The sequence below is a fragment of the Rhodococcus sp. 05-2255-1e genome (genome assembly GCF_002259025.1).
Lineage (GTDB): Bacteria > Actinomycetota > Actinomycetes > Mycobacteriales > Mycobacteriaceae > Rhodococcoides > Rhodococcoides fascians.
Window position 1 is genome coordinate 15,417 of sequence record NZ_NOZE01000017.1, and the last position, 18,447, is coordinate 33,863.

Below are 18,447 nucleotides of genomic sequence, written 5' to 3' on the forward strand. Positions count from 1 at the left end.
ATGAAGCGCGGGCAACCGCTCAGTTCGGCGCGGCACGCGCGCAGCCAAGCCATTCCGCAATCCGCAGACCCAGTTGGACACCCGAACTCCCACTTCTTCGCTAACGTCGGACCATGACGGACTCGAAGGCAGTCGACATCGACCACCTCACCCACACTCTGCGCGACCGCAACATCGCGGGGGTGACCATCGGCTGGGTCGACAACAACGGGATTGTCCGATCACGCACCGTGCCCACCGCAGAATTGACTGCAGTCGCACGTCGCGGAGTCGGAGTCACCGCGGTGTTCGCGGTATTCGATTCGCATGACGGGATCACATTCGCCCACGAAAGACTGTCGACGCCGTCCGGCGATGTGCGGTTGATTCCGGTGATCGAGACCGCGTCGAGCGTGGTCGCCCTGTCCGGACAGCCGGGGCTGGCCTGGGCGCACGGACGACAGGTCTCGGCGGACGGCACACCGTGGCCCTACGATCAGCGCTCAGTTCTCGAGCGGCAGGTGCAGAAGGCGTCCGATGCCGGTTTCGAGGTACGGGCCGGATTCGAGATCGAGTTCGCCCTGAGTCGCGAGTCGGACGGACTGTCCGCTCATCGCGGACCTGCCTACTCGGCGAACGCACTCCGCGATGTCGATCAATTCGTAGTACTGCTGCTCGAGGCGCTGTCTGCGAATGGCCTCGACATCGGGCAGATTCATGCCGAGTACGGCGGCTCCCAGCTGGAGATCGCATTGAGTCCACTCGATCCACTTGCTGCGGCCGACGCGCAGGTACTCGCGCGGCAGACCATCCACTCAGCGGCCAAAGCCCTGGGCCTGAGGGCAAGCTTCGCTCCCCTGCCCTCGTCGAGCAGTGCGGGTAACGGTTGGCACCTACACACATCACTGGTTCGCGACGGTCACAACGCTCTGACCGGCGACGGAGAGTACGGACTGTCCGACACCGGGCAGGCGTACATCGCGGGCCTCGTTCGAGAACTCCCGGGACTCACTGCCATCACGGCACCGAGTTCGGGGTCACTGCTGCGTCGTCGACCGGGGTACTGGGCAGGTGCCTTCGGATTCTGGGGCGTCGAGAACCGCGAGGCTGCAGTGCGACTCGTACCGGCCACGCCCCTTCTCGGCCCCGAACACACCAACGTCGAATTGAAGGCGTGCGACGCGTCCGCCAATCCGTATCTGGCGCTGGCCGTCACGATCGCGGCCGGTCTGGCGGGAGTGGTGGATTCGGCGCAGTTGCCGTCTCCGGTCCAGGAGGACGTAGGAGGTTGGGACGATGCTCGTCGGGATGCCGCGGGGATCTCCCCACTCGCGACCACCCACGCGCAGCAGCGCGAAGACCTCCTGTCGTCGGCACTGGTCCGAGACGTGTTGGGCATGGAACTTCTGGGCGCGTTCGTCGCCTGCCGGGACGCCGATGCCACGTGGGCGGAGAGTCATACCGAGGACGAACTGCTCGAATCGTTGCGTTGGATCTACTGAGATGCTGCGCAGGTTCGCCGGGGCAACCACCATCGTCTCGGCCCTCGATCATGCTCTGCCGCAACCGGATCAACTCTGCGGACCGTTCTCGGCATCGGTTGCGCTGGCGGCCGTCATGGGCGACGACGCACCGGGCGTGACGGCCCTCGCGGTCGCGTCGAGGTCCGCGATCTGGCCGGGTGCAATCGACTCGGCCCGTCCTCCCGGAACCCCCCGAATCACCGACGGGTGGGATCTACTGCCGAGAGCCGCATCGATCGACGCAGCCGGGACCACGGCAGCAGGTCTCACGGAGGGCATCGAGACCGCGACCGACCACCGCGTCGCCGTGGTTCCCATCGTGGGGCCCTCCGTCGAGAGATTGCGTCTGTTGCTCGACCATCTTGCCGACGGGCCTTTCCGCTTCGGATCGTTGGCGAATGTACATACTGCAGAGTTGACCGAATTTGACTGGAACGTAGGACATTTCGTGACCGTCTGGGGATTCGATCCAGTCGAGGACGTAGTGGCGATTGCCGACACCTACCGGGAACTCGGAGACCCGGACATGCCGCCTGGATGTAGAACCGTCTCCACCGATGCCCTCGCGTCGGCGATGTCCGAGCGTGGCCTGCTGCTGCTCGTCGACAGCCAGGATCATCATGCGGCGGTGGATCTGGTCCGCTCTCTGGGTCTACGACACGACGTGTGGTCGGTGTGAAAGTCAGGACCTGAGCAACGCAAAATGGGCGTGGGTTCCTTTCGGAACCCACGCCCATCAGCGTGGTGTGGTGAAGCCCGGAGGCTTCAGATCACCAGGAGCTCTTGCGAACTCCGGGAAGCTCTCCGGCGTGTGCCATCTCGCGCACGCAGATACGGCAGAGGCCGAACTTGCGGAACACGGAATGGGGACGGCCGCAGCGGTTGCAGCGAGTGTATGCACGCACCGCGAACTTCGGCTTCTTGTTGGCCTTGTTGACCAATGCCTTCTTCGCCATGGACTCAGTTCTCCTTGAACGGGAAGCCGAGGTGCTTGAGCAGCGCGCGGCCTTCTTCGTTGTTGGTTGCGGTGGTTACTACGGTGATGTCCATGCCGCGCGGACGGTCGATCTTGTCCACGTCGATCTCGTGGAACATCGACTGCTCGTTGAGGCCGAACGTGTAGTTTCCGTTGCCGTCGAACTGCGTGCCCGAGAGGCCGCGGAAGTCCCTGATTCGGGGAAGGGCAATGGAAACCAGACGGTCGAGGAACTCCCACATGCGGTCGCCACGGAGGGTGACGCGTGCGCCGATGGGCATTCCTTCGCGCAGCTTGAACTGTGCGATGGACTTGCGAGCCTTGCGGATCTCCGGCTTCTGGCCGGTGATGGCAGCGAGGTCTGCAACTGCGCCGTTGATCAGCTTGGCGTCACGGGCGGCGTCGCCGACACCCATGTTGACGACGACCTTGACGATGCCGGGGATCTGCATGACGTTTTCGTATGCAAACTCGGTGTTCAGGGCGTCTTTGATCTCAGCGCGGTAGCGCGCCTTGAGGCGGGGCTGTTCGCCCGCGATGTTCTCGGTGGTAGTCATCTCAGATGTCCTTCCCGTTCTTGCGGGAAACACGAACGCGCTTGCCGGATTCTTCGTCGGTCCGGTAGCCCACGCGAGTGGGGTTTCCGTCCGAGTCGACAACTGCGACGTTCGATACGTGGATCGGGGCTTCCTGAGTGACGATGCCACCCGAGGATGCGCCGCGCTGGTTGGCAGAGACCGCGGTGTGCTTCTTGATGCGGTTCACGCCTTCGACCAGGACCTTGGAGTCAGCGGGGTAGGCCTGAATGACCTTGCCCTTGGCACCCTTGTCCTTGCCTGCGATCACGAGAACGGTGTCGCCCTTGTGCACCTTCATTTACAGCACCTCCGGGGCGAGCGAGACGATCTTCATGAACTTCTTCTCACGCAGCTCGCGGCCGACCGGGCCGAAGATGCGGGTTCCACGGGGGTCGTGGTCCGGCTTGATCAGCACCGCAGCGTTCTCGTCGAAACGGATGTACGAGCCATCCGGACGGCGACGCTCCTTGACGGTGCGGACGATGACGGCCTTGACGACCTCACCCTTCTTGATGTTTCCACCGGGAATGGCGTCTTTCACCGTAGCTACGATGATGTCGCCGATTCCGGCGTAGCGACGTGACGAACCACCGAGAACGCGGATGCAAAGGATTTCCTTCGCGCCCGTGTTATCAGCGACGCGTACTCGCGACTCCTGCTGAATCACTAACTTCTCCTTGACCTGGATGTACGTACGTGCCGGATTTCCGTCCCGACACGCGCGGTCGGCTGCCGAGAGCGGGCGCACGAAGACACACCGCTGCCACAGGCAACCGGTCAAGTGTAGGGGAACGCCGATGCCAGAGCCAAATCGCCGTCACGGAGACGTGCTCGCCCCCTACGTGTCGGACCTTGTCGGTACGGTTCGGAGATGGGGCAACAGGGGTGGGCGGGGAGCAGCTGTGACCGGGAACGGTGAGACCGCAGGCTGGTGGTCGAGTCTTCCCGCAGATCGAGTGACTCGACTTCGCGGGGCGTCCGAACGCGAGCTCGCCGAATCCGCGAACCCGCTCCCCGCCGACGCACCTGCGATCGTCTTCTTCACTGTCGACGCGTCGGCATCTCATCGTTCGGCAGACCTGGTCGAGATGGTGGTCACGTCGCTGGAGACCGCAGCGGTCGACTCGACCGCGCTGTGGCTCCCCGAGTTCGAGCACAACGCAGGGACCTCCACGTTGGAGCGGCGTGCCGCTCGCACGTCCGCCGTTCGCCTGGCTGCCGACTCGGCACACTTCGGCCCCTACATAGCGGCTCTGGCCGAGTCGGCCTCCTCGGGGCGGCCGATACGCCGGGCGGTGTTCACCGTCGAGACCCGCGCGGCAGGTTCGGCGCGAGCTCTCGCGGCAGCTCACGGCCGCAACATTGTCGCTCTTGTGCTGGTCGTACCCGACGCCGTGGACGCCGACTTCGTGTCGACCGCAGCGGAATGGCTGTGTGCTCACGCACGGGCGGGCGTGTGGCTCACCGGCGGTGGGTCGTCGAGGATGGACAGATTCCCGTCCGTATCGGTGCGCGCACCCGAAGTGCCTGCCGGCGTCAGCACTGTCCTCGATCGCTTCCGGCCGTTGAGCTATCCGCCGATCGCCGGACACCCACACCCGGCGAGCGATCCGGAGAAGCGCCTGTACAGAGCGTTGGACCAGCACGAATGGGCCACCGGTCGAGAGCACAATCGCTCGATTCGGCTCGGCGAACTCAGCCGTCCGTTCACAGTCGACGTACTGTGGCGCACCGAGAGAGTCATCGTGGAAATCGACGGCGACGAGCACCGTGCCGCCCAGCGCTTCGCCGAGGACCGCGTGCGCGACAACCAGCTGCAGACACACGGGTACATGGTGTTGCGGTTCACCAACGCTCAGGTGATGGACGACCCGCACCGCGCTGTGGCTACCATCCGCGAGGCAGTATCGAGAAGACGATCGAAGGGGGATCCTCGATGAGTACCGAAGACCTGAACGGCACCGAAGCAGCAGTACTGCTCGTTCTGATGGCCGAAGCGAGTCCGGTGAAGAACAGCGCCCTCAAGGCACTCGGCCCCGAACTACCGAAGGCTTCCCGCGACAAACTGAAGAACTCGGGATTGATCGAGGTCGATTCTTCGGTGCGCCCGATGACTCTGGAGCTGACCGACAAAGGGTGGCGCACCTGCGGTGAGCTCATCGGCGGTGAACCACCGGCTCGGTCGACAGGCGCAGGCAAGGCCATGTTCACCGTGTTGGCAGGGCTACGTCGCTGGCTGGATCGCACCGACAGCCGTCCGGCCGATGTGTTCTCGCCCCGCGGGGACGAGACCGCACCCCTCGACAGCTCCGAGAAGGCCGACAAGACCGTCGACATCGAGGCCTCGATTCGCGCCGCGTACGCGTCGCTCGCACGTGAACCCGGTAGCACCGTTCGGCTGTCTCGCTTGCGAAACGAGTTGCGAGACATACCTCGTGGCGATCTCGACGATGCACTCGCACGGCTGCGCCGCGCCGCGGACGTCTCGCTGATACCCGAGGAGAACCAGAAGACGCTGACCGACGAGGAACGCGCTGCCGCCGTCGTCGTCGGTAATCAGCAGAACCACCTTCTCTCGATCGAATCATGATGGGCGTGAACTCCACGATGACGGACAACGAGCAGATCCGGGCTCTGGAATCGGTACGGCTGAGCTGGGCCCCGACCCCCGACGACGTGTGGCGTTCGCAGTCCAACGTGCACGTTCCCGGTATGCACGAGCGGGTGTTCCTCGAGGTGATGAACGCCTACGACGACGCGGAGACGTCGGATGACGCCAGTCCGCTCGGAGTCGTCGTACGCGGGCCGGCCGGATCCGGCAAGACGCATCTGCTGGGGCAGGTGCGCGAGGAGGTGCAGCAGAAGGGCGGGTACTTCTTCCTGATCAGGCTGCTCGACGCCGCGGGCTTCTGGCGGTCGACTCTCATGGGGATGCTCGACGACCTGATGCGGCCCTCCGGCCAAGGATCCGACAGCCAACTCGCACTTCTGCTGCGTCGCTTGTGCACGATCGGCGACATTCCCGACGAACAACGCGCAAAGGTCATGGGCGAGAACATGATCGACGCCGAGACGCTCAACGACTTCGTCACCGCCGTATACAAGGTTCACCCCCGACATAGGCGCACCTCGCAGCACACTCTGCGCGCCTTGGTGCTGTCCATCGCCCCCGATTCGGCCGTCCAGGATCTCGGTGACGCATACCTGCAGTCCATCGACGACGTCGATGCCGAAGAATTCTCGCCCTGGGGTATCCGCCGGGCCGAGCTCGGTCACCAAGGCATTGCCGAGAACATCTCACGGCTGCTGGCCATCACCGGTCCGACAATTCTTGCGATAGACCAGATCGACACGTTGGTCGCGCAATCCCGAACGGGATCGGATCAGGAGTTCGCCGACGCACAGGAAGACAAGGTCGTCGAGCAACTGGCGCACGGTCTGATGTCGCTGCGCGAAACGCTTCCGCGCACCGCGTCGGTTCTATCGGCACTGTCGAGCGCGTGGGAGTTGATCGCTGCCCGCGGCGTGGCACCGATGCGCGACCGCTTCCGAGTGACGCAGCCTCTCAAGCCGATTCCGTCGTCCGACATCGGACGCCTGTTACTGGGCCGACGTCTGGCGGCATGCTTTCTCGAGGCCGGCTTCACCCCGCCGCATCCGACGTGGCCGGTGGCACCCGACGCATTCGAGCAGGCCCCGGACTTCACTCCGCGGCAGCTGCTGATCGCGGTCGACCGTCACATCAGGCACTGCCTAGACACCGGCGTCGCGTCGGAGTTGGAGAGTTTCACGGACAAGTCCGGGCCCGCGGATGCGCAGGACCTCCCCAAAGCACGGGTCGACGAACTCGACATACTCGACGATCGCTACGCAGAACTGCGCAAACAGGTCGACGTCTCCATTCCGCTGAAGCCCGACAGTGAGGACTCGATCGTCCCCGCACTCCTGTCTGCGGGCCTGACCGCGTGGATCCACGAGCATCAGTCCTCGGACGACAGCCTTGCCCAGGACCCACCTCCGAGCGGCAAGCCTGCCCTGCATGCCAGGCTGCGACATACCGTCGACACCGATACGGACGACGAGGAGCACTGGTGCTTCCGCGCGGTCACCTCCGGCAACGCCAGGGCCGCGTTGGCCCGTGTGGAGCGTGCAGTGACCACGGCCGGCCTCAGGGCAGACATGCCGAAACGGCGACTGATCCTCATCAGAAACGACCCGTGGCCCAATGGCGCGAAGACCGAGCAGACCGTCGCCGCTCTGCGACGTGCAGGCGGCATCGTCGTGCCGTTCGGCGACGAGGACCGCAGGGCCTTGGCGGCTCTGTCGGTCCTGCTGGCCGAGAACTCCCCCGCTCTCACGTCGTGGTTGCTCGCGCGCAAGCCCGCACACGAGGTCGAACTGTTCTCCTCCGTTTTGCCGGCAGTCAGCGTCGTCGACGACGACACCGCATTGATCGAACCCGAGAACACCGTCGCGGCCGAGCCGATTGCGAGCCGCCGGCCGTCGATCGTCGCCGGTTCGGAAGTGAGTACCGGTGCGGACGTCGTGATCCAACTCGAAGCGCTCCGTAAGCACACAGCGATCTTTGCGGGTTCCGGATCGGGGAAGACGGTACTGATTCGCCGACTGGTGGAAGAATGTGCGCTGCAGGGTGTTTCGGCGATCGTGTTGGACGTCAACAACGACCTGGCTCGCCTGGGCACCGCGTGGCCCGAGGACGAACGGACGTGGCCGCCGGGCGACGAGGCCAAGGCGGCGGCGTATCTACGCGACACCGACGTCGTGGTGTGGACGCCCCGCAAGTCGGCGGGCCGACCGCTGAGCTTTCAGCCACTGCCCGATTTCGTCAGCGTTCTCGGTGATGCCGACGAGTTCGATTCCTCCGTCGAATCCGCATTGGCGTCGCTCGAGCCCGCCGCCGGCGTCCTGGGTACTTCCCAGAAGGCGAAACACGGCCGCGCAGTGCTGAAGTCGGCGCTCGATCTCTTCGGTCGACGCCCACAGGGCGGCACGCTGGCGGACTTCATCGACCTGCTCGAAGAATTGCCCGAGGACACCAGCGACCTGCGCGATGCCGTACGGATCGCGCAGGGACTGGCCGAAAATCTGAAGGCAGCCGTGGCCAACGACCCCATGTTCGCAGGGGCGGGCACCCCCGTCGACCCGGCAGTGCTGTTGACTCCGGCCGACGGAAAGAAGGCCCGGGTATCGGTGATCAATCTTGCGGGCCTGACCACCGACGAGCAGAAGCAGAGCTTCGTCAATCAGCTGCAGATGGGCCTGTTCTCCTGGATCAAGAAGAACCCCGCGGGTGACCGGCCGCTCGGCGGACTGTTCGTGATGGACGAGGCGCAGAATTTCGCCCCCTCCGATCGCACGACCGCGGCGACACACAGCACACTTGCGCTGGCGTCGCAGGCGCGCAAGTACGGTCTCGGTCTCGTGTTTGCCACGCAGGCACCGAAGGGGTTGCACAACCGCATCGCCGGAAACGCGTCGACGCAGTTCTACGGACTGCTCAACAGCCCGTCCCAGGTCGAGGCGGCCAAGGAGATGGCCCGCGTCAAAGGCGGCTCGGTACCCGATGTCGGCCGTTTGCCCGCGGGGCAGTTCTACGCTGCCGTCGAGGGCGCAGAGTTCCGGCGAACCGCCACTCCCCTGTGCCTGTCCTACCACCCGAAGAGCCCGCCGACCGAGGAAGAAGTCATCGAACTCGCGCGTTCCTGACAGCACGCGTCGACACTGGCACACTGGATCCGATGAAAAACCTCGCTCGCGGGGAGAACTGCCCCGCTCCGACCGGCCGGCTGACGGTGACACTTGCCGCCTCGACGTCGGTCGACGTCTCCGCGCTGCTGTTGGGGCCGGACGGACGGGTGCGTTCGGACGCGGATCTGGTGTTCTACAACCAACCCGAGGGCGCGGGCCTCGAGTACCAGCGCGGACCGTCCGGCCATCTCGTCCTGATCGATCCCTCCGCGATTCCAGCCGATATCGAGACCGTTGCCATCGCGGCATCGCTGGACGGTACCGGTCCGGCAACGTTCGCTGCCGCCGGCCCGACATCGGTGACCGTCTCCGACGCGTCGGGCGGTGCGATCGTCGGATTCACCGCCGACGCACTCGGCGACGAGAGTGCTCTCGTCATCCTGGAGTTCTATCGCCGCAACCAGCAATGGAAAATTCGGGCGGTGGGCCAGGGGTACGCCGATGGGTTGGCGGGCCTGGCCACCGCGTTCGGTATCAGCGTCGAGGACGACGATCCGCCCACACCCGAGGCACCGACGGCACCGCCCTCGCACCGAAGCGAAGCGATCGTGAATTCACCTGTCCCACAAGGAGTCCTGGCCATGAGAAGTGAACTGTTCGCGCCCGCCCACGCCGAAGTTCCCGGATCGGGGATTCAGAAACAGGGCAGCAAGATGTGCCGGGTCGGCATGAACGGCGAGATCATGGCTCGGGCCGGCTCGATGGTCGCGTACCAGGGCACTCTTCAGTTCGAGGCCAAGGGCTCCGGGGGTATAGGTCGAGCCCTCAAACAAGCCCTGTCCGGCGAAGGCGTCCCCCTGATGAAGGTCACGGGCCAGGGCGACCTGTTCCTCGCCAACGCCGCACAGGACGTTCATCTGATCGATCTCGACGGTACGGACGGGCTCACCATCAACGGGGCCAACGTTCTCGCGTTCGACTCCTCGCTGAGTTACGACATCAAGCGAGTCCAGGGTGCCGCTGCGGGTGGAAACGCGGGGTTCTTCAACTGTGTGTTCACCGGTCGGGGCCGTATCGCCATCACCACCGACGGAGTGCCGGTCGTCCTGAACGTCGACCAACCGACGTTCGCCGACCCGCAGGCCGCAGTTGCGTGGTCGTCGTCTCTGCAGACGAGAGTGAAGAAGAACGACTCGTTCGGGCTCGGAACATTGATCGGCCGCTCGACCGGAGAGAGGTTCACGCTGGAATTCGCCGGCCAAGGGTTCGTGGTGGTGCAGCCGTCGGAACAGCCGCCGGGTGGACTGATCGGCGGCACCGGTGGCGGCGAGCAAGCAGGCGTCGGCGGAGCGCTGGGCGGCTTGCTGGGCAGGTAAGCCGCATGCTTCGGAAAGCACAAATGCCCGCCCCCGGGAAGGGAGCGGGCATTTTTGTGCAGGTACTACTTGGCCTTTTCGAGAACCTCGACCAGTCGCCAGTGCTTCGTGGCGGACAGCGGACGGGTCTCCATGAGCTGAACGCGATCGCCTACGCCGGCGTCGCCCTTCTCGTCATGTGCCTTGACCTTGGTGGTGCGACGAATGATCTTGCTGTAGAGGGGGTGCTTGACCCTGTCCTCGAGCTCGACGACGATCGTCTTCTCCATCTTGTCGGATACGACGTAGCCGATCCGAGTCTTGCGGTTGTTGCGCTCTTCAGTCACAGTCTTTTCCTCGCTCATGCCGCGTCACCTGCAGTGTCCTCGGAAGGACCAGATGCCAAGCCGAGCTCACGCTCGCGCAGGACGGTGTAGATGCGCGCGATCTCGTGACGGACGGTGCGCAGTCGACGGTTGTTGTCCAACTGGCCGGTAGCCATCTGGAAACGAAGGTTGAACAGCTCTTCCTTCGACTCACGCAGCTTGGTGACCAGCTCTTCACCGGTGAGCTCGCGGAGCTCTGCGGCTGGGGTTCCGGTAGCCATCAGAACTGCTCCTCCCTGGTGATGATGCGTGCCTTGATGGGCAGCTTGTGGATGGCGCGAGTCAGTGCCTCACGCGCAATGGTCTCGTCGGGGTACGACAGCTCGAAGAGCACGCGACCCGGCTTGACGTTCGCGATCCACCACTCGGGCGAACCCTTACCGGAACCCATGCGGGTCTCGGCAGGCTTCTTGGTGAGCGGGCGGTCCGGGAAGATGTTGATCCAGACCTTGCCGCCACGCTTGATGTGGCGAGTGATCGCGATACGAGCGGACTCGATCTGACGGTTGGTGATGTAGGCGGGCTCGAGAGCCTGAATGCCGTAGTCACCGAATGTCACCTGAGTTCCGCCCTTGGCGGCACCCGAACGCTTCGGGTGGTGCTGCTTGCGGTGCTTGACCCGGCGGGGGATCAACATGCGTCAGCCCTCCTGAGTGGGCTCGGTCGAGGCCGGAGCCTCGGTTGCGGATGCCGCGCGGCCGGCCTCGGTGCTGGTCGCCGTGGTGCCCGAGGCACCGCTGCGACGCGGACGAGTGGGACGCTCACGACGGGGACGGTCTGCACCGGCGGCCGGAGCCGCAGCGGCAGCGAGTTCACGCCGTCCGCCGACGATGTCGCCCTTGTAGATCCAGACCTTGACGCCGATGCGGCCGAAGGTGGTCTTGGCCTCGTAGAGCCCGTAGTCGATGTCGGCACGGAGCGTGTGCAGGGGAACGCGTCCCTCGCGGTAGAACTCCGAGCGAGACATTTCAGCGCCACCGAGACGGCCGGAGCACTGAACACGGATGCCCTTGACGTTCGGCTGACGCATGGCCGACTGGATGGCCTTACGCATTGCGCGACGGAATGCGACGCGGTTGCTGAGCTGCTCGGCAACACCCTGGGCCACGAGCTGAGCCTCGGACTCGGCGTTCTTGACCTCGAGGATGTTGAGCTGAACCTGCTTGCCGGTCAGCTTCTCGAGAGCTCCGCGGATGCGGTCGGCCTCGGCACCACGGCGACCGATGACGATGCCCGGACGTGCCGTGTGGATGTCCACGCGAACACGGTCACGAGTGCGTTCGATCTCGACCTTGGCGATACCCGCGCGCTCCATGCCGGTGGCGAGGAGCTTGCGGATCTCGACGTCTTCCTTGACGTACTCCGAGTACTGCTTGTCTGCGTACCAACGCGACTTCCAGTCAGTGGTGATACCCAAGCGGAAGCCGTGCGGGTTGATTTTCTGACCCACTACTGAGCCCCTTCCTTGGACGCCTGGCCCTTACGACGGTTACGAGACGTTCCGCCGGTCTTGGGCAGGCTTTCGACGATCACCGTGATGTGGCTGGTGCGCTTGCGGATCCGGAATGCCCGGCCCTGAGCACGCGGCTGGAATCGCTTGAGGGTGGTGCCCTCGTCGACGAATGCAGTGGCGACGATCAGCGTGCTGGGATCGAGATCCAGGTTGTTCTCGGCGTTGGCGGCTGCGGACGCGATCACTTTGGCGACCGGCTCGCTCGCTGCCTGCGGCGCGAACTTGAGGATGTTGAGCGCGTCCTCGACGGAGCGCCCACGAACCAGATCCACGACGCGACGTGCCTTCATCGGCGTGACGCGAACGTGCTTCGCTACGGCCTTGGCAGTCGGATTGGCGGTGGGGGTGAAGTTGGTCATCGCCTCTTCGCCTTCCGGTCGTCCTTGATGTGACCCTTGAACGTGCGGGTCGGTGCGAACTCTCCGAGCTTGTGGCCGACCATCGAGTCGGACACGAACACCGGTACGTGCTTGCGACCGTCGTGGACGGCGAAAGTGTGACCGATGAAGTCGGGGAGGATTGTCGATCGACGGGACCAGGTCTTGATGACCTGCTTGGTTCCCTTGTCGTTCTGGACGTCAACCTTCGCGAGGAGGTGATCGTCTACGAACGGGCCTTTCTTCAGGCTGCGTGGCATTCTGAACTCCCTCCTAGCGCTTGTTCTTGCCGGTACGACGACGACGGACGATGAGCTTGTCGCTCGCCTTGTTCTTGCGGGTACGGCCTTCAGGCTGTCCCCAGGGGCTGACCGGGTGGCGTCCACCGGAGGTCTTGCCCTCGCCGCCACCGTGCGGGTGGTCGACCGGGTTCATCACGACACCACGAACGGTCGGGCGCTTGCCCTTCCAGCGCATGCGGCCGGCCTTGCCCCAGTTGATGTTCGACTGCTCGGCGTTGCCGACCTCGCCGACGGTTGCGCGGCAGCGCACGTCGACGCGACGGATTTCACCGGACGGCATACGCAGCGTGGCGTAGGGGCCTTCCTTACCGAGGAGCTGGATGCTCGCTCCGGCGGAGCGGGCCATCTTCGCGCCACCACCCGGACGGAGCTCGACCGCGTGAATGGTCGTACCCGTCGGGATGTTGCGCAGGGGCAGGTTGTTGCCGGGCTTGATGTCGGCATTGGCACCCTGCTCGATCGGCGAGCCCTGGGCGATGCCCTTGGGTGCGACGATGTAGCGCTTCTCGCCGTCTGCGAAGTGCAGCAGTGCGATGTTCGCGGTGCGGTTGGGGTCGTACTCGATGTGAGCGACCTTGGCCGGCACGCCGTCCTTGTCGTTGCGACGGAAATCGATGAGACGGTACGCACGCTTGTGACCGCCACCCTTGTGCCGGGTGGTGATACGACCGTGTGCGTTACGTCCACCGCGACCGTGCAGCGGGCGGATCAGCGACTTCTCGGGGGTCGAACGCGTGATCTCAGCGAAGTCGGACACGCTGGAGCCACGACGGCCCGGGGTTGTCGGCTTGTATTTACGGATTGCCATGAGTCTTCTCGTCCTCTATATCCGAAGAGTCCCAGTCGCTTACGCGACCGGACCTCCGAAGATCTCGATGGGCTTGCTGTCGGCGGAGAGCGTTACGAGCGCGCGCTTGGTGTCCTTGCGCTTGCCGTAACCGAACCGGGTCCGCTTACGCTTGCCCTGACGGTTCATCGTGTTGACGCTGGTCACGGTGACGTCGAAGATCTTCTCGACGGCAATCTTGATCTGCGTCTTGTTCGAGTCCGGGTGCACCAGGAACGTGTACGTGCCTTCTTCGATCAGTCCGTAGGACTTCTCGGAGATGACCGGTGCCAGCAAGATGTCGCGGGGATCGGCGATCGTGGTCACTTGCTTGCCTCCTCGTTCTTTGCAGGCCCAGCGATGAAGGTGTTCAGCGCTTCCACGCTGAAAACGACATCATCGGCGTTGAGCACGTCGTACGTGTTGAGCTGGTCGGGTGCGATGGGGTGCACGCCGTCCAGGTTCTGAACGCTCTTCCAGGCTGCGATGTCCTCGCGGCCGACGACGAGCAGGACCTTCTTGCGGTCCGAGATCTCGGCGAGGAACGTCTTCGCACCCTTGGTGGACGGAACCTGTCCGGCAACCAATTCGGTGATGACGTGCAGGCGCTCGCTGCGGGCCCGATCGGAGAGGGCTCCGCGCAGTGCGGCGGCCTTCATCTTCTTGGGGGTCCGCTGGCTGTAGTCGCGCGGCTGCGGTCCGTGGACCGTGCCACCGCCGACGAACTGAGGAGCGCGGGTCGAGCCCTGACGGGCGCGGCCGGTGCCCTTCTGCCGGTACGGCTTCTTGCCGCCGCCGCGAACCTCGCCACGAGTCTTCGTGGAGTGGGTTCCCTGACGAGCAGCTGCCAGCTGTGCGATGACGACCTGGTGCAGCAGCGCGATGTTCGCCGGTGCGTCGAAGATCTCCGCGGGGAGATCGACGGTGCCGTTGGTCTTGCCGCCGGCTTCCTTGACATCGAGCGTCAGCTTGGTCTCGGTGTTCTTCTCGAGGCTGGTCATGCCCGTGCACCACCCTTCAATGCAGACTTGACGATCACGACGTTGCCGCGACGGCCCGGGATCGCTCCCTTGATCAGCAGCAGACCGTTCTCGCTGTCCACCTTGTGGACCGAGAGGTTCTGCGTCGTGACGCGGTCGCCACCCATACGTCCGGACATGCGCATTCCCTTGAACACGCGACCCGGCGTTGCACAGCCACCGATGGATCCGGGACGACGGTGCACAGCCTGTGCACCGTGGCTCGCGCCCTGTCCCTGGAAGCCGTGACGCTTCATGGTTCCGGCGAAGCCCTTGCCCTTGCTGGTGCCGGTGACGTCGACGTATGCGCCGTCCTCGAACACTGCAGCCGTGAGCTCCTGGCCGACCTCGAACTGCGAGGCGTCGGCAACGCGAATCTCCACGATGTGGCGACGCGGCGTGACACCAGCCTTCTCGAACTGGCCGGTGGTGGGCTTGTTCACCTTGCGCGGGTCGATCGCACCGAATGCGACCTGGACGGCGCTGTAGCCGTCACGTTCCTGGGTGCGGATCTGGGTGACCACGTTGGGGCCTGCCTTGATCACGGTCACCGGAACGACGCGGTTGTTCTCGTCGAAGACCTGGGTCATTCCGAGCTTGGTGCCCAGAATTCCTGTCGCAGGCCGGTTCTTGTTGTCAGTCATCGTTGTCTCCGCGCTCACTGGATGTTGACGTCGACACTGGCCGGGAGGTCGATGCGCATGAGCGCGTCCACCGTCTTCGGTGTCGGGTCGAGGATGTCAATGAGCCGCTTGTGAGTACGCATCTCGAAGTGTTCGCGCGAGTCCTTGTACTTGTGCGGCGAACGGATGACGCAGTACACGTTCTTTTCTGTCGGCAACGGCACCGGTCCGACGACGCGGGCACCCGTACGGGTGACCGTTTCGACGATCTTGCGCGCTGACGCGTCGATCGCCTCATGGTCGTAGGCCTTGAGCCTGATGCGGATCTTTTGTCCCGCCACGCTTAGTGTCCTTTTCTTGCCGCTTGGTCGTAGAACGGGCCGTTCGGCCTGCTCCACCTCGTCTGCACAGTCCCCGAGCCGGGGGAATCCCTCCGACTCGAACTGCCTTCGTGCACACACGACAGTGAAAAACGTTGACGACCAGGCGTGACCTGTATCCGTTGCCGCTCTTCATCTGTCATGGTTCTCCGGTCCACGCGGTCGGGCGTGTCGCGATTCCGCTCATTCTTCTGCGCTGAAACTTTCGCTTCAACCATCCGAGGGAGGAAACCCACACCGATCGAGCTGGTGGTCCGGACGCGCTCACGTGGAGCGCTGGTCTCATGTTCTGCTCAGCCGATCTCTCGATCGACTCACCTGGTTCAGGCCGCACGCAAGCGCGTCCCGTGTCCAGGCAACCCGACCAGTATGCCGCAGTGTGCGCGACAGATCAACTCTGGGTCGATCCATACGCTCCGCACGACCTTACTCAGCAGTAAGGTAAGCCCATGAACACAGTCGCAACCACCACCGGGGCCACGTATCGAGCCTGGTCGAAGCTCCCGAACAACACTATCGGATCCACCGTGTTCTCCATCGGCATGTGTCTACGTGTGCCCTACTTCGCGTCGGTGCTGCCGCGGGTGGTTGCGCTGGAACCGGGGCGCTGCGAGGTCACTGCCCCGAAATGGCTGGGTATCCGCAACCACCTCGGCACGTTCCACGCGATCGCCGCGTGCAACCTCGCCGAGGTTGCGATGGGGATGCTCGCCGAGGCCACCGTTCCGACGTCGCACCGCTGGATCCCCAAGTCGATGACCGTCCAGTACCTGACGAAGGCGACCACGTCACTGCGCGCGGTGGCAGAACTCGAGACCATTCCCGATTTCGCGACCATCACCGACGGATGCGAGATCGTCGTGCCGGTTGCCATCCGTGACTCCGCGGGCGTCGAGGTGGTGCACGCCGACATCACGATCTGGGTATCTGCAGCCTCTCGTTGACATACTCGACCGATGGACACGGTGACGCGGTCGGAGCAGCAGAACTCGGTAGTGGTGGTCGGGGGCTCCGGTGCCGTCGGCCGGCTACTGGTCGACCTCCTGCGCAGTGACGGCGTGCAGGTCACCGTCGTCGACGCCCGAGCCGCTTCGACATCGGTCGACGCCGCGACGCTCGTCGGCGACATCACCGCACCCGACCACCGCGTCACAGCTGCACTGTCGACTGCGTCGACGATCGTGCTCGCTGTGCCCGAGTCCGTGGCACTGTCGGCCGATCTGAGTGCGGTACGCCCCGACGCACTGCTGGTGGAGACGTTGTCGGTCAAGTCCGGCTACTCGCAGTACGCCGGCCGCGGCGGACACCTCGGCCCGACGCTGGGCATCAACCCGATGTTCGCGCCGTCCCTGGGCATGAACGGACGCCCCGTTGCCGTCGTCGTGCACCGACCCGGCAGCTCGGCCGACGCGTTCGTCGACAGACTGCAGCACTGGGGTGGCCGGACCGTTCTCCTCGACGCCGAGCGTCACGACCGACTCGCTGCGGCGACCCAAGCGCTCACCCACGCCAGTGTTCTCGCGTTCGGGCTCGCCCTGGCCGAGCTCGATCTGCCGTTCGCCGACATCGACGCCGTCGCTCCTCCCCCGCACACGACGATGCTCGCCGTCCTCGCACGCATCACCGGTGGGGAGCCCGAGGTGTACTGGGACGTTCAGGCAGGTAACCCGCACGCCGCCGACGCGCGGGCGGCGCTCCACCGCGCGACGCAACTGCTCGGCGAGACCGTCGAATCCGGCTCGGAGTCCGAGTTCGCCGAACTGATGAACCGAGCAGGCAGCGCCCTCGGTAGCTCCGCCGATCGCTATCGATCCGTCTGTGCCGAGTTGTTCGGTATCGTTCGAGGTTCCGGCGACAATTCGTGATCGCCGGTCCGGACGCGGAGGCGGGGCACACGATGTTGGAACAGCCGACCTTGCCGGAGCACGACCCCCACGATGTCGTCGAGAGCGCGGTCGTAGCGCGGTTGGCGAAGAACTGGTCGCAGCGTGCCACCGTCAAGAAGCCCGAACCCCAGTTGGACGATTTGTTCGACACGACCAAGCGAGATTTTCCCGACGCCTTGATCCCGTTCGGAGAACACGACACATTCCTCGGTGCCGAACCGGAACAGCAGGATCGGCTGCGGGCCTGGGGCTGGATCGCGTTCAACAAGAACGTGATGGATGTCGAGCAGCACGTCGTTCACCCGGGATTTTCCCTGCTCGCCCAGGATGTGTTCGAGACCGGGATGGGCGACACCCTCGCGGTCGCGGTGACTCAGGCCATGGTGGACGAGCAGTACCACACGCTGATGCACCTCAACGCCAGTGCGGCGACCCGTCGCGGTCGCGGTTGGGCGTTGTCCGAACGATCCCTGCCGTTCAGTTCCACCGTCCGTCGCCAGCGGACCGCTCAGGCGACCAGCGACGACCCGTGGTCTGCGGCGATCAGCTCGCTCGCCTTCATGACGGTCGCAGAGATTTCCATCACGTCGTACCTCGATCTGATCGAGGACGACGACGTCATTCAGCCGATCAATCGGGCGACGGTCAAGCTCCACAATCGCGACGAGTACTGCCACGCATCGATTGCCGACGACATGGCGGCGATCGTCTTCGACAGGCTCGGATCCAACGATCGACAGAAGTTTCTCGACGGTCTCGTCGACGGCATGGATGCGTTCTCGAGCAGCGACTTCTCGACGTGGGCGCGCATTCTCGAACTCGAAGGTGTCCGCGGAGCCGAGGCCATGATCGCCGACGTCGAGGCCGACAAGAGCCGTCGAGCGTTGGTTCAGGACTACAGCGGACTGCGATCCCTGTGCCGAAAGCTGGACGTCGAGGACAGTATCGATATCGATTGGGGCTGACGGCAGAACATCTGCGACTGCAATCCACAGGTAACATTTCCCGGCAGTTC

At 64.5% G+C, this 18,447-nt stretch carries 24 protein-coding genes; 9 read left to right on the plus strand and 15 right to left on the minus strand.

The window, feature by feature from the left end; genetic code table 11:
* Nucleotides 1–113: 113 nt before the first annotated feature.
* Together CH262_RS14085 and CH262_RS14090 are read left to right on the plus strand one after the other, a co-directional pair.
* A complete protein-coding gene (locus tag CH262_RS14085) occupies nucleotides 114–1,481 on the plus strand; it encodes a glutamine synthetase family protein (protein WP_052057189.1) in 1,368 nt (455 codons plus the stop codon).
* 1 nt (nucleotide 1,482) lies between these two features.
* Nucleotides 1,483–2,181, plus strand: a complete 699-nt coding sequence (locus CH262_RS14090; protein WP_032386998.1) for a DUF6885 family protein — start codon at nucleotides 1,483–1,485, stop codon at nucleotides 2,179–2,181.
* A 91-nt stretch (nucleotides 2,182–2,272) separates the two neighbouring features.
* Here the strand turns inward: CH262_RS14090 and CH262_RS14095 are convergent, their stop codons facing one another.
* Genes CH262_RS14095 through rplN form a run of 4 tightly spaced genes read right to left on the minus strand, consistent with a single transcriptional unit; the run spans nucleotide 2,273 to nucleotide 3,723 of the window.
* On the minus strand, nucleotides 2,273–2,458 hold the full coding sequence (locus CH262_RS14095) for a type Z 30S ribosomal protein S14 (protein ID WP_008718273.1): 186 nt from the start codon (nucleotides 2,456–2,458) through the stop codon (nucleotides 2,273–2,275).
* A gap of 4 nt (nucleotides 2,459–2,462) precedes the next feature.
* The gene (gene rplE, locus CH262_RS14100; RefSeq protein ID WP_008718275.1) at nucleotides 2,463–3,035 is read right to left on the minus strand and encodes a 50S ribosomal protein L5; all 573 of its coding nucleotides are present in this window, start codon (nucleotides 3,033–3,035) and stop codon (nucleotides 2,463–2,465) included.
* A 1-nt stretch (nucleotide 3,036) separates the two neighbouring features.
* The gene (rplX, locus tag CH262_RS14105; protein WP_008718278.1) at nucleotides 3,037–3,354 is read right to left on the minus strand and encodes a 50S ribosomal protein L24; all 318 of its coding nucleotides are present in this window, start codon (nucleotides 3,352–3,354) and stop codon (nucleotides 3,037–3,039) included.
* Nucleotides 3,355–3,723, minus strand: coding sequence for a 50S ribosomal protein L14 (rplN, locus tag CH262_RS14110; RefSeq protein WP_027496320.1), 369 nt, complete (start codon nucleotides 3,721–3,723; stop codon nucleotides 3,355–3,357).
* Between the two features lie 235 nt (nucleotides 3,724–3,958).
* Here rplN and CH262_RS14115 point away from each other — a divergent pair, with 235 nt between their 5' ends.
* The 4 genes from CH262_RS14115 to CH262_RS14130 are packed head-to-tail and all read left to right on the plus strand — an operon-like array spanning nucleotide 3,959 to nucleotide 10,141.
* Nucleotides 3,959–4,996 (plus strand): endonuclease domain-containing protein, encoded by a 1,038-nt coding sequence (locus CH262_RS14115; RefSeq protein ID WP_032386997.1) that lies wholly within the window; start codon nucleotides 3,959–3,961, stop codon nucleotides 4,994–4,996.
* Nucleotides 4,993–5,646, plus strand: coding sequence for a hypothetical protein (locus tag CH262_RS14120; protein WP_032386996.1), 654 nt, complete (start codon nucleotides 4,993–4,995; stop codon nucleotides 5,644–5,646). The genes CH262_RS14115 and CH262_RS14120 overlap by 4 nt, the downstream gene beginning before the upstream one ends.
* A 17-nt stretch (nucleotides 5,647–5,663) precedes the next feature.
* The gene (locus CH262_RS14125) at nucleotides 5,664–8,783 is read left to right on the plus strand and encodes a helicase HerA domain-containing protein (protein WP_094717864.1); all 3,120 of its coding nucleotides are present in this window, start codon (nucleotides 5,664–5,666) and stop codon (nucleotides 8,781–8,783) included.
* A gap of 32 nt (nucleotides 8,784–8,815) precedes the next feature.
* Nucleotides 8,816–10,141 (plus strand): AIM24 family protein, encoded by a 1,326-nt coding sequence (locus CH262_RS14130; protein WP_080729321.1) that lies wholly within the window; start codon nucleotides 8,816–8,818, stop codon nucleotides 10,139–10,141.
* 65 nt (nucleotides 10,142–10,206) lie between these two features.
* On the opposite strand, the gene rpsQ is transcribed toward CH262_RS14130, so the two are convergent.
* From rpsQ to rpsJ, 11 genes are read right to left on the minus strand one after another with little or no spacing between them, the layout of a single operon-like run.
* Nucleotides 10,207–10,485 carry a 30S ribosomal protein S17 gene (rpsQ, locus tag CH262_RS14135; protein WP_027496315.1) on the minus strand — a complete coding sequence of 93 codons (279 nt, stop codon included), beginning with the start codon at nucleotides 10,483–10,485 and terminating at the stop codon, nucleotides 10,207–10,209.
* The gene (gene rpmC, locus CH262_RS14140; protein WP_027496314.1) at nucleotides 10,482–10,727 is read right to left on the minus strand and encodes a 50S ribosomal protein L29; all 246 of its coding nucleotides are present in this window, start codon (nucleotides 10,725–10,727) and stop codon (nucleotides 10,482–10,484) included. Before rpmC ends, rpsQ begins: the two co-directional genes overlap by 4 nt.
* Nucleotides 10,727–11,143, minus strand: a complete 417-nt coding sequence (rplP, locus tag CH262_RS14145; protein WP_027496313.1) for a 50S ribosomal protein L16 — start codon at nucleotides 11,141–11,143, stop codon at nucleotides 10,727–10,729. The genes rpmC and rplP overlap by 1 nt, the downstream gene beginning before the upstream one ends.
* A gap of 3 nt (nucleotides 11,144–11,146) precedes the next feature.
* Nucleotides 11,147–11,956, minus strand: coding sequence for a 30S ribosomal protein S3 (gene rpsC, locus CH262_RS14150; protein ID WP_027496312.1), 810 nt, complete (start codon nucleotides 11,954–11,956; stop codon nucleotides 11,147–11,149).
* A complete protein-coding gene (gene rplV, locus CH262_RS14155; protein ID WP_027496311.1) occupies nucleotides 11,956–12,378 on the minus strand; it encodes a 50S ribosomal protein L22 in 423 nt (140 codons plus the stop codon). The genes rpsC and rplV overlap by 1 nt, the downstream gene beginning before the upstream one ends.
* Nucleotides 12,375–12,656 carry a 30S ribosomal protein S19 gene (gene rpsS, locus CH262_RS14160; protein ID WP_008718309.1) on the minus strand — a complete coding sequence of 94 codons (282 nt, stop codon included), beginning with the start codon at nucleotides 12,654–12,656 and terminating at the stop codon, nucleotides 12,375–12,377. Before rpsS ends, rplV begins: the two co-directional genes overlap by 4 nt.
* Nucleotides 12,657–12,669: 13 nt before the next feature.
* Complete coding sequence (rplB, locus tag CH262_RS14165) at nucleotides 12,670–13,506, minus strand: 50S ribosomal protein L2 (RefSeq protein ID WP_008718311.1); 837 nt, start codon at nucleotides 13,504–13,506, stop codon at nucleotides 12,670–12,672.
* A gap of 39 nt (nucleotides 13,507–13,545) precedes the next feature.
* On the minus strand, nucleotides 13,546–13,851 hold the full coding sequence (rplW, locus tag CH262_RS14170; RefSeq protein ID WP_027496310.1) for a 50S ribosomal protein L23: 306 nt from the start codon (nucleotides 13,849–13,851) through the stop codon (nucleotides 13,546–13,548).
* Nucleotides 13,848–14,525, minus strand: a complete 678-nt coding sequence (gene rplD / locus CH262_RS14175) for a 50S ribosomal protein L4 (protein WP_008718317.1) — start codon at nucleotides 14,523–14,525, stop codon at nucleotides 13,848–13,850. The genes rplW and rplD overlap by 4 nt, the downstream gene beginning before the upstream one ends.
* Nucleotides 14,522–15,187: a 50S ribosomal protein L3 gene (gene rplC / locus CH262_RS14180; protein WP_094717865.1), complete on the minus strand. Its 666-nt coding sequence runs from the start codon at nucleotides 15,185–15,187 to the stop codon at nucleotides 14,522–14,524. Before rplC ends, rplD begins: the two co-directional genes overlap by 4 nt.
* Before the next feature lie 14 nt (nucleotides 15,188–15,201).
* On the minus strand, nucleotides 15,202–15,507 hold the full coding sequence (gene rpsJ, locus CH262_RS14185; RefSeq protein WP_003938093.1) for a 30S ribosomal protein S10: 306 nt from the start codon (nucleotides 15,505–15,507) through the stop codon (nucleotides 15,202–15,204).
* A 488-nt stretch (nucleotides 15,508–15,995) separates the two neighbouring features.
* Between rpsJ and CH262_RS14190 the strand changes: the two genes are divergently transcribed.
* From CH262_RS14190 to CH262_RS14200, 3 genes are read left to right on the plus strand one after another with little or no spacing between them, the layout of a single operon-like run.
* Nucleotides 15,996–16,490, plus strand: a complete 495-nt coding sequence (locus tag CH262_RS14190) for a hotdog fold domain-containing protein (protein ID WP_032386993.1) — start codon at nucleotides 15,996–15,998, stop codon at nucleotides 16,488–16,490.
* 12 nt (nucleotides 16,491–16,502) lie between these two features.
* Nucleotides 16,503–17,411 carry a prephenate dehydrogenase dimerization domain-containing protein gene (locus CH262_RS14195; protein ID WP_032386992.1) on the plus strand — a complete coding sequence of 303 codons (909 nt, stop codon included), beginning with the start codon at nucleotides 16,503–16,505 and terminating at the stop codon, nucleotides 17,409–17,411.
* A gap of 32 nt (nucleotides 17,412–17,443) precedes the next feature.
* Nucleotides 17,444–18,397: an AurF N-oxygenase family protein gene (locus tag CH262_RS14200; protein WP_032387115.1), complete on the plus strand. Its 954-nt coding sequence runs from the start codon at nucleotides 17,444–17,446 to the stop codon at nucleotides 18,395–18,397.
* Nucleotides 18,398–18,447: the final 50 nt, after the last annotated feature.

Coding starts and splice junctions, on each gene's coding strand:
- CH262_RS14085 (WP_052057189.1), top strand. CDS start 114: ATGACGGACTCGAAGGCAGTCGACATCGACCACCTCACCCACACTCTG.
- CH262_RS14090 (WP_032386998.1), top strand. CDS start 1,483: ATGCTGCGCAGGTTCGCCGGGGCAACCACCATCGTCTCGGCCCTCGAT.
- CH262_RS14095 (WP_008718273.1), bottom strand. CDS start 2,458: ATGGCGAAGAAGGCATTGGTCAACAAGGCCAACAAGAAGCCGAAGTTC.
- rplE (WP_008718275.1), bottom strand. CDS start 3,035: ATGACTACCACCGAGAACATCGCGGGCGAACAGCCCCGCCTCAAGGCG.
- rplX (WP_008718278.1), bottom strand. CDS start 3,354: ATGAAGGTGCACAAGGGCGACACCGTTCTCGTGATCGCAGGCAAGGAC.
- CH262_RS14120 (WP_032386996.1), top strand. CDS start 4,993: ATGAGTACCGAAGACCTGAACGGCACCGAAGCAGCAGTACTGCTCGTT.
- CH262_RS14125 (WP_094717864.1), top strand. CDS start 5,664: ATGACGGACAACGAGCAGATCCGGGCTCTGGAATCGGTACGGCTGAGC.
- CH262_RS14130 (WP_080729321.1), top strand. CDS start 8,816: ATGAAAAACCTCGCTCGCGGGGAGAACTGCCCCGCTCCGACCGGCCGG.
- rpsQ (WP_027496315.1), bottom strand. CDS start 10,485: ATGAGCGAGGAAAAGACTGTGACTGAAGAGCGCAACAACCGCAAGACT.
- rpmC (WP_027496314.1), bottom strand. CDS start 10,727: ATGGCTACCGGAACCCCAGCCGCAGAGCTCCGCGAGCTCACCGGTGAA.
- rplP (WP_027496313.1), bottom strand. CDS start 11,143: ATGTTGATCCCCCGCCGGGTCAAGCACCGCAAGCAGCACCACCCGAAG.
- rplV (WP_027496311.1), bottom strand. CDS start 12,378: ATGACCAACTTCACCCCCACCGCCAATCCGACTGCCAAGGCCGTAGCG.
- rpsS (WP_008718309.1), bottom strand. CDS start 12,656: ATGCCACGCAGCCTGAAGAAAGGCCCGTTCGTAGACGATCACCTCCTC.
- rplB (WP_008718311.1), bottom strand. CDS start 13,506: ATGGCAATCCGTAAATACAAGCCGACAACCCCGGGCCGTCGTGGCTCC.
- rplD (WP_008718317.1), bottom strand. CDS start 14,525: ATGACCAGCCTCGAGAAGAACACCGAGACCAAGCTGACGCTCGATGTC.
- rplC (WP_094717865.1), bottom strand. CDS start 15,187: ATGACTGACAACAAGAACCGGCCTGCGACAGGAATTCTGGGCACCAAG.
- CH262_RS14190 (WP_032386993.1), top strand. CDS start 15,996: ATGAACACAGTCGCAACCACCACCGGGGCCACGTATCGAGCCTGGTCG.
- CH262_RS14195 (WP_032386992.1), top strand. CDS start 16,503: ATGGACACGGTGACGCGGTCGGAGCAGCAGAACTCGGTAGTGGTGGTC.
- CH262_RS14200 (WP_032387115.1), top strand. CDS start 17,444: ATGTTGGAACAGCCGACCTTGCCGGAGCACGACCCCCACGATGTCGTC.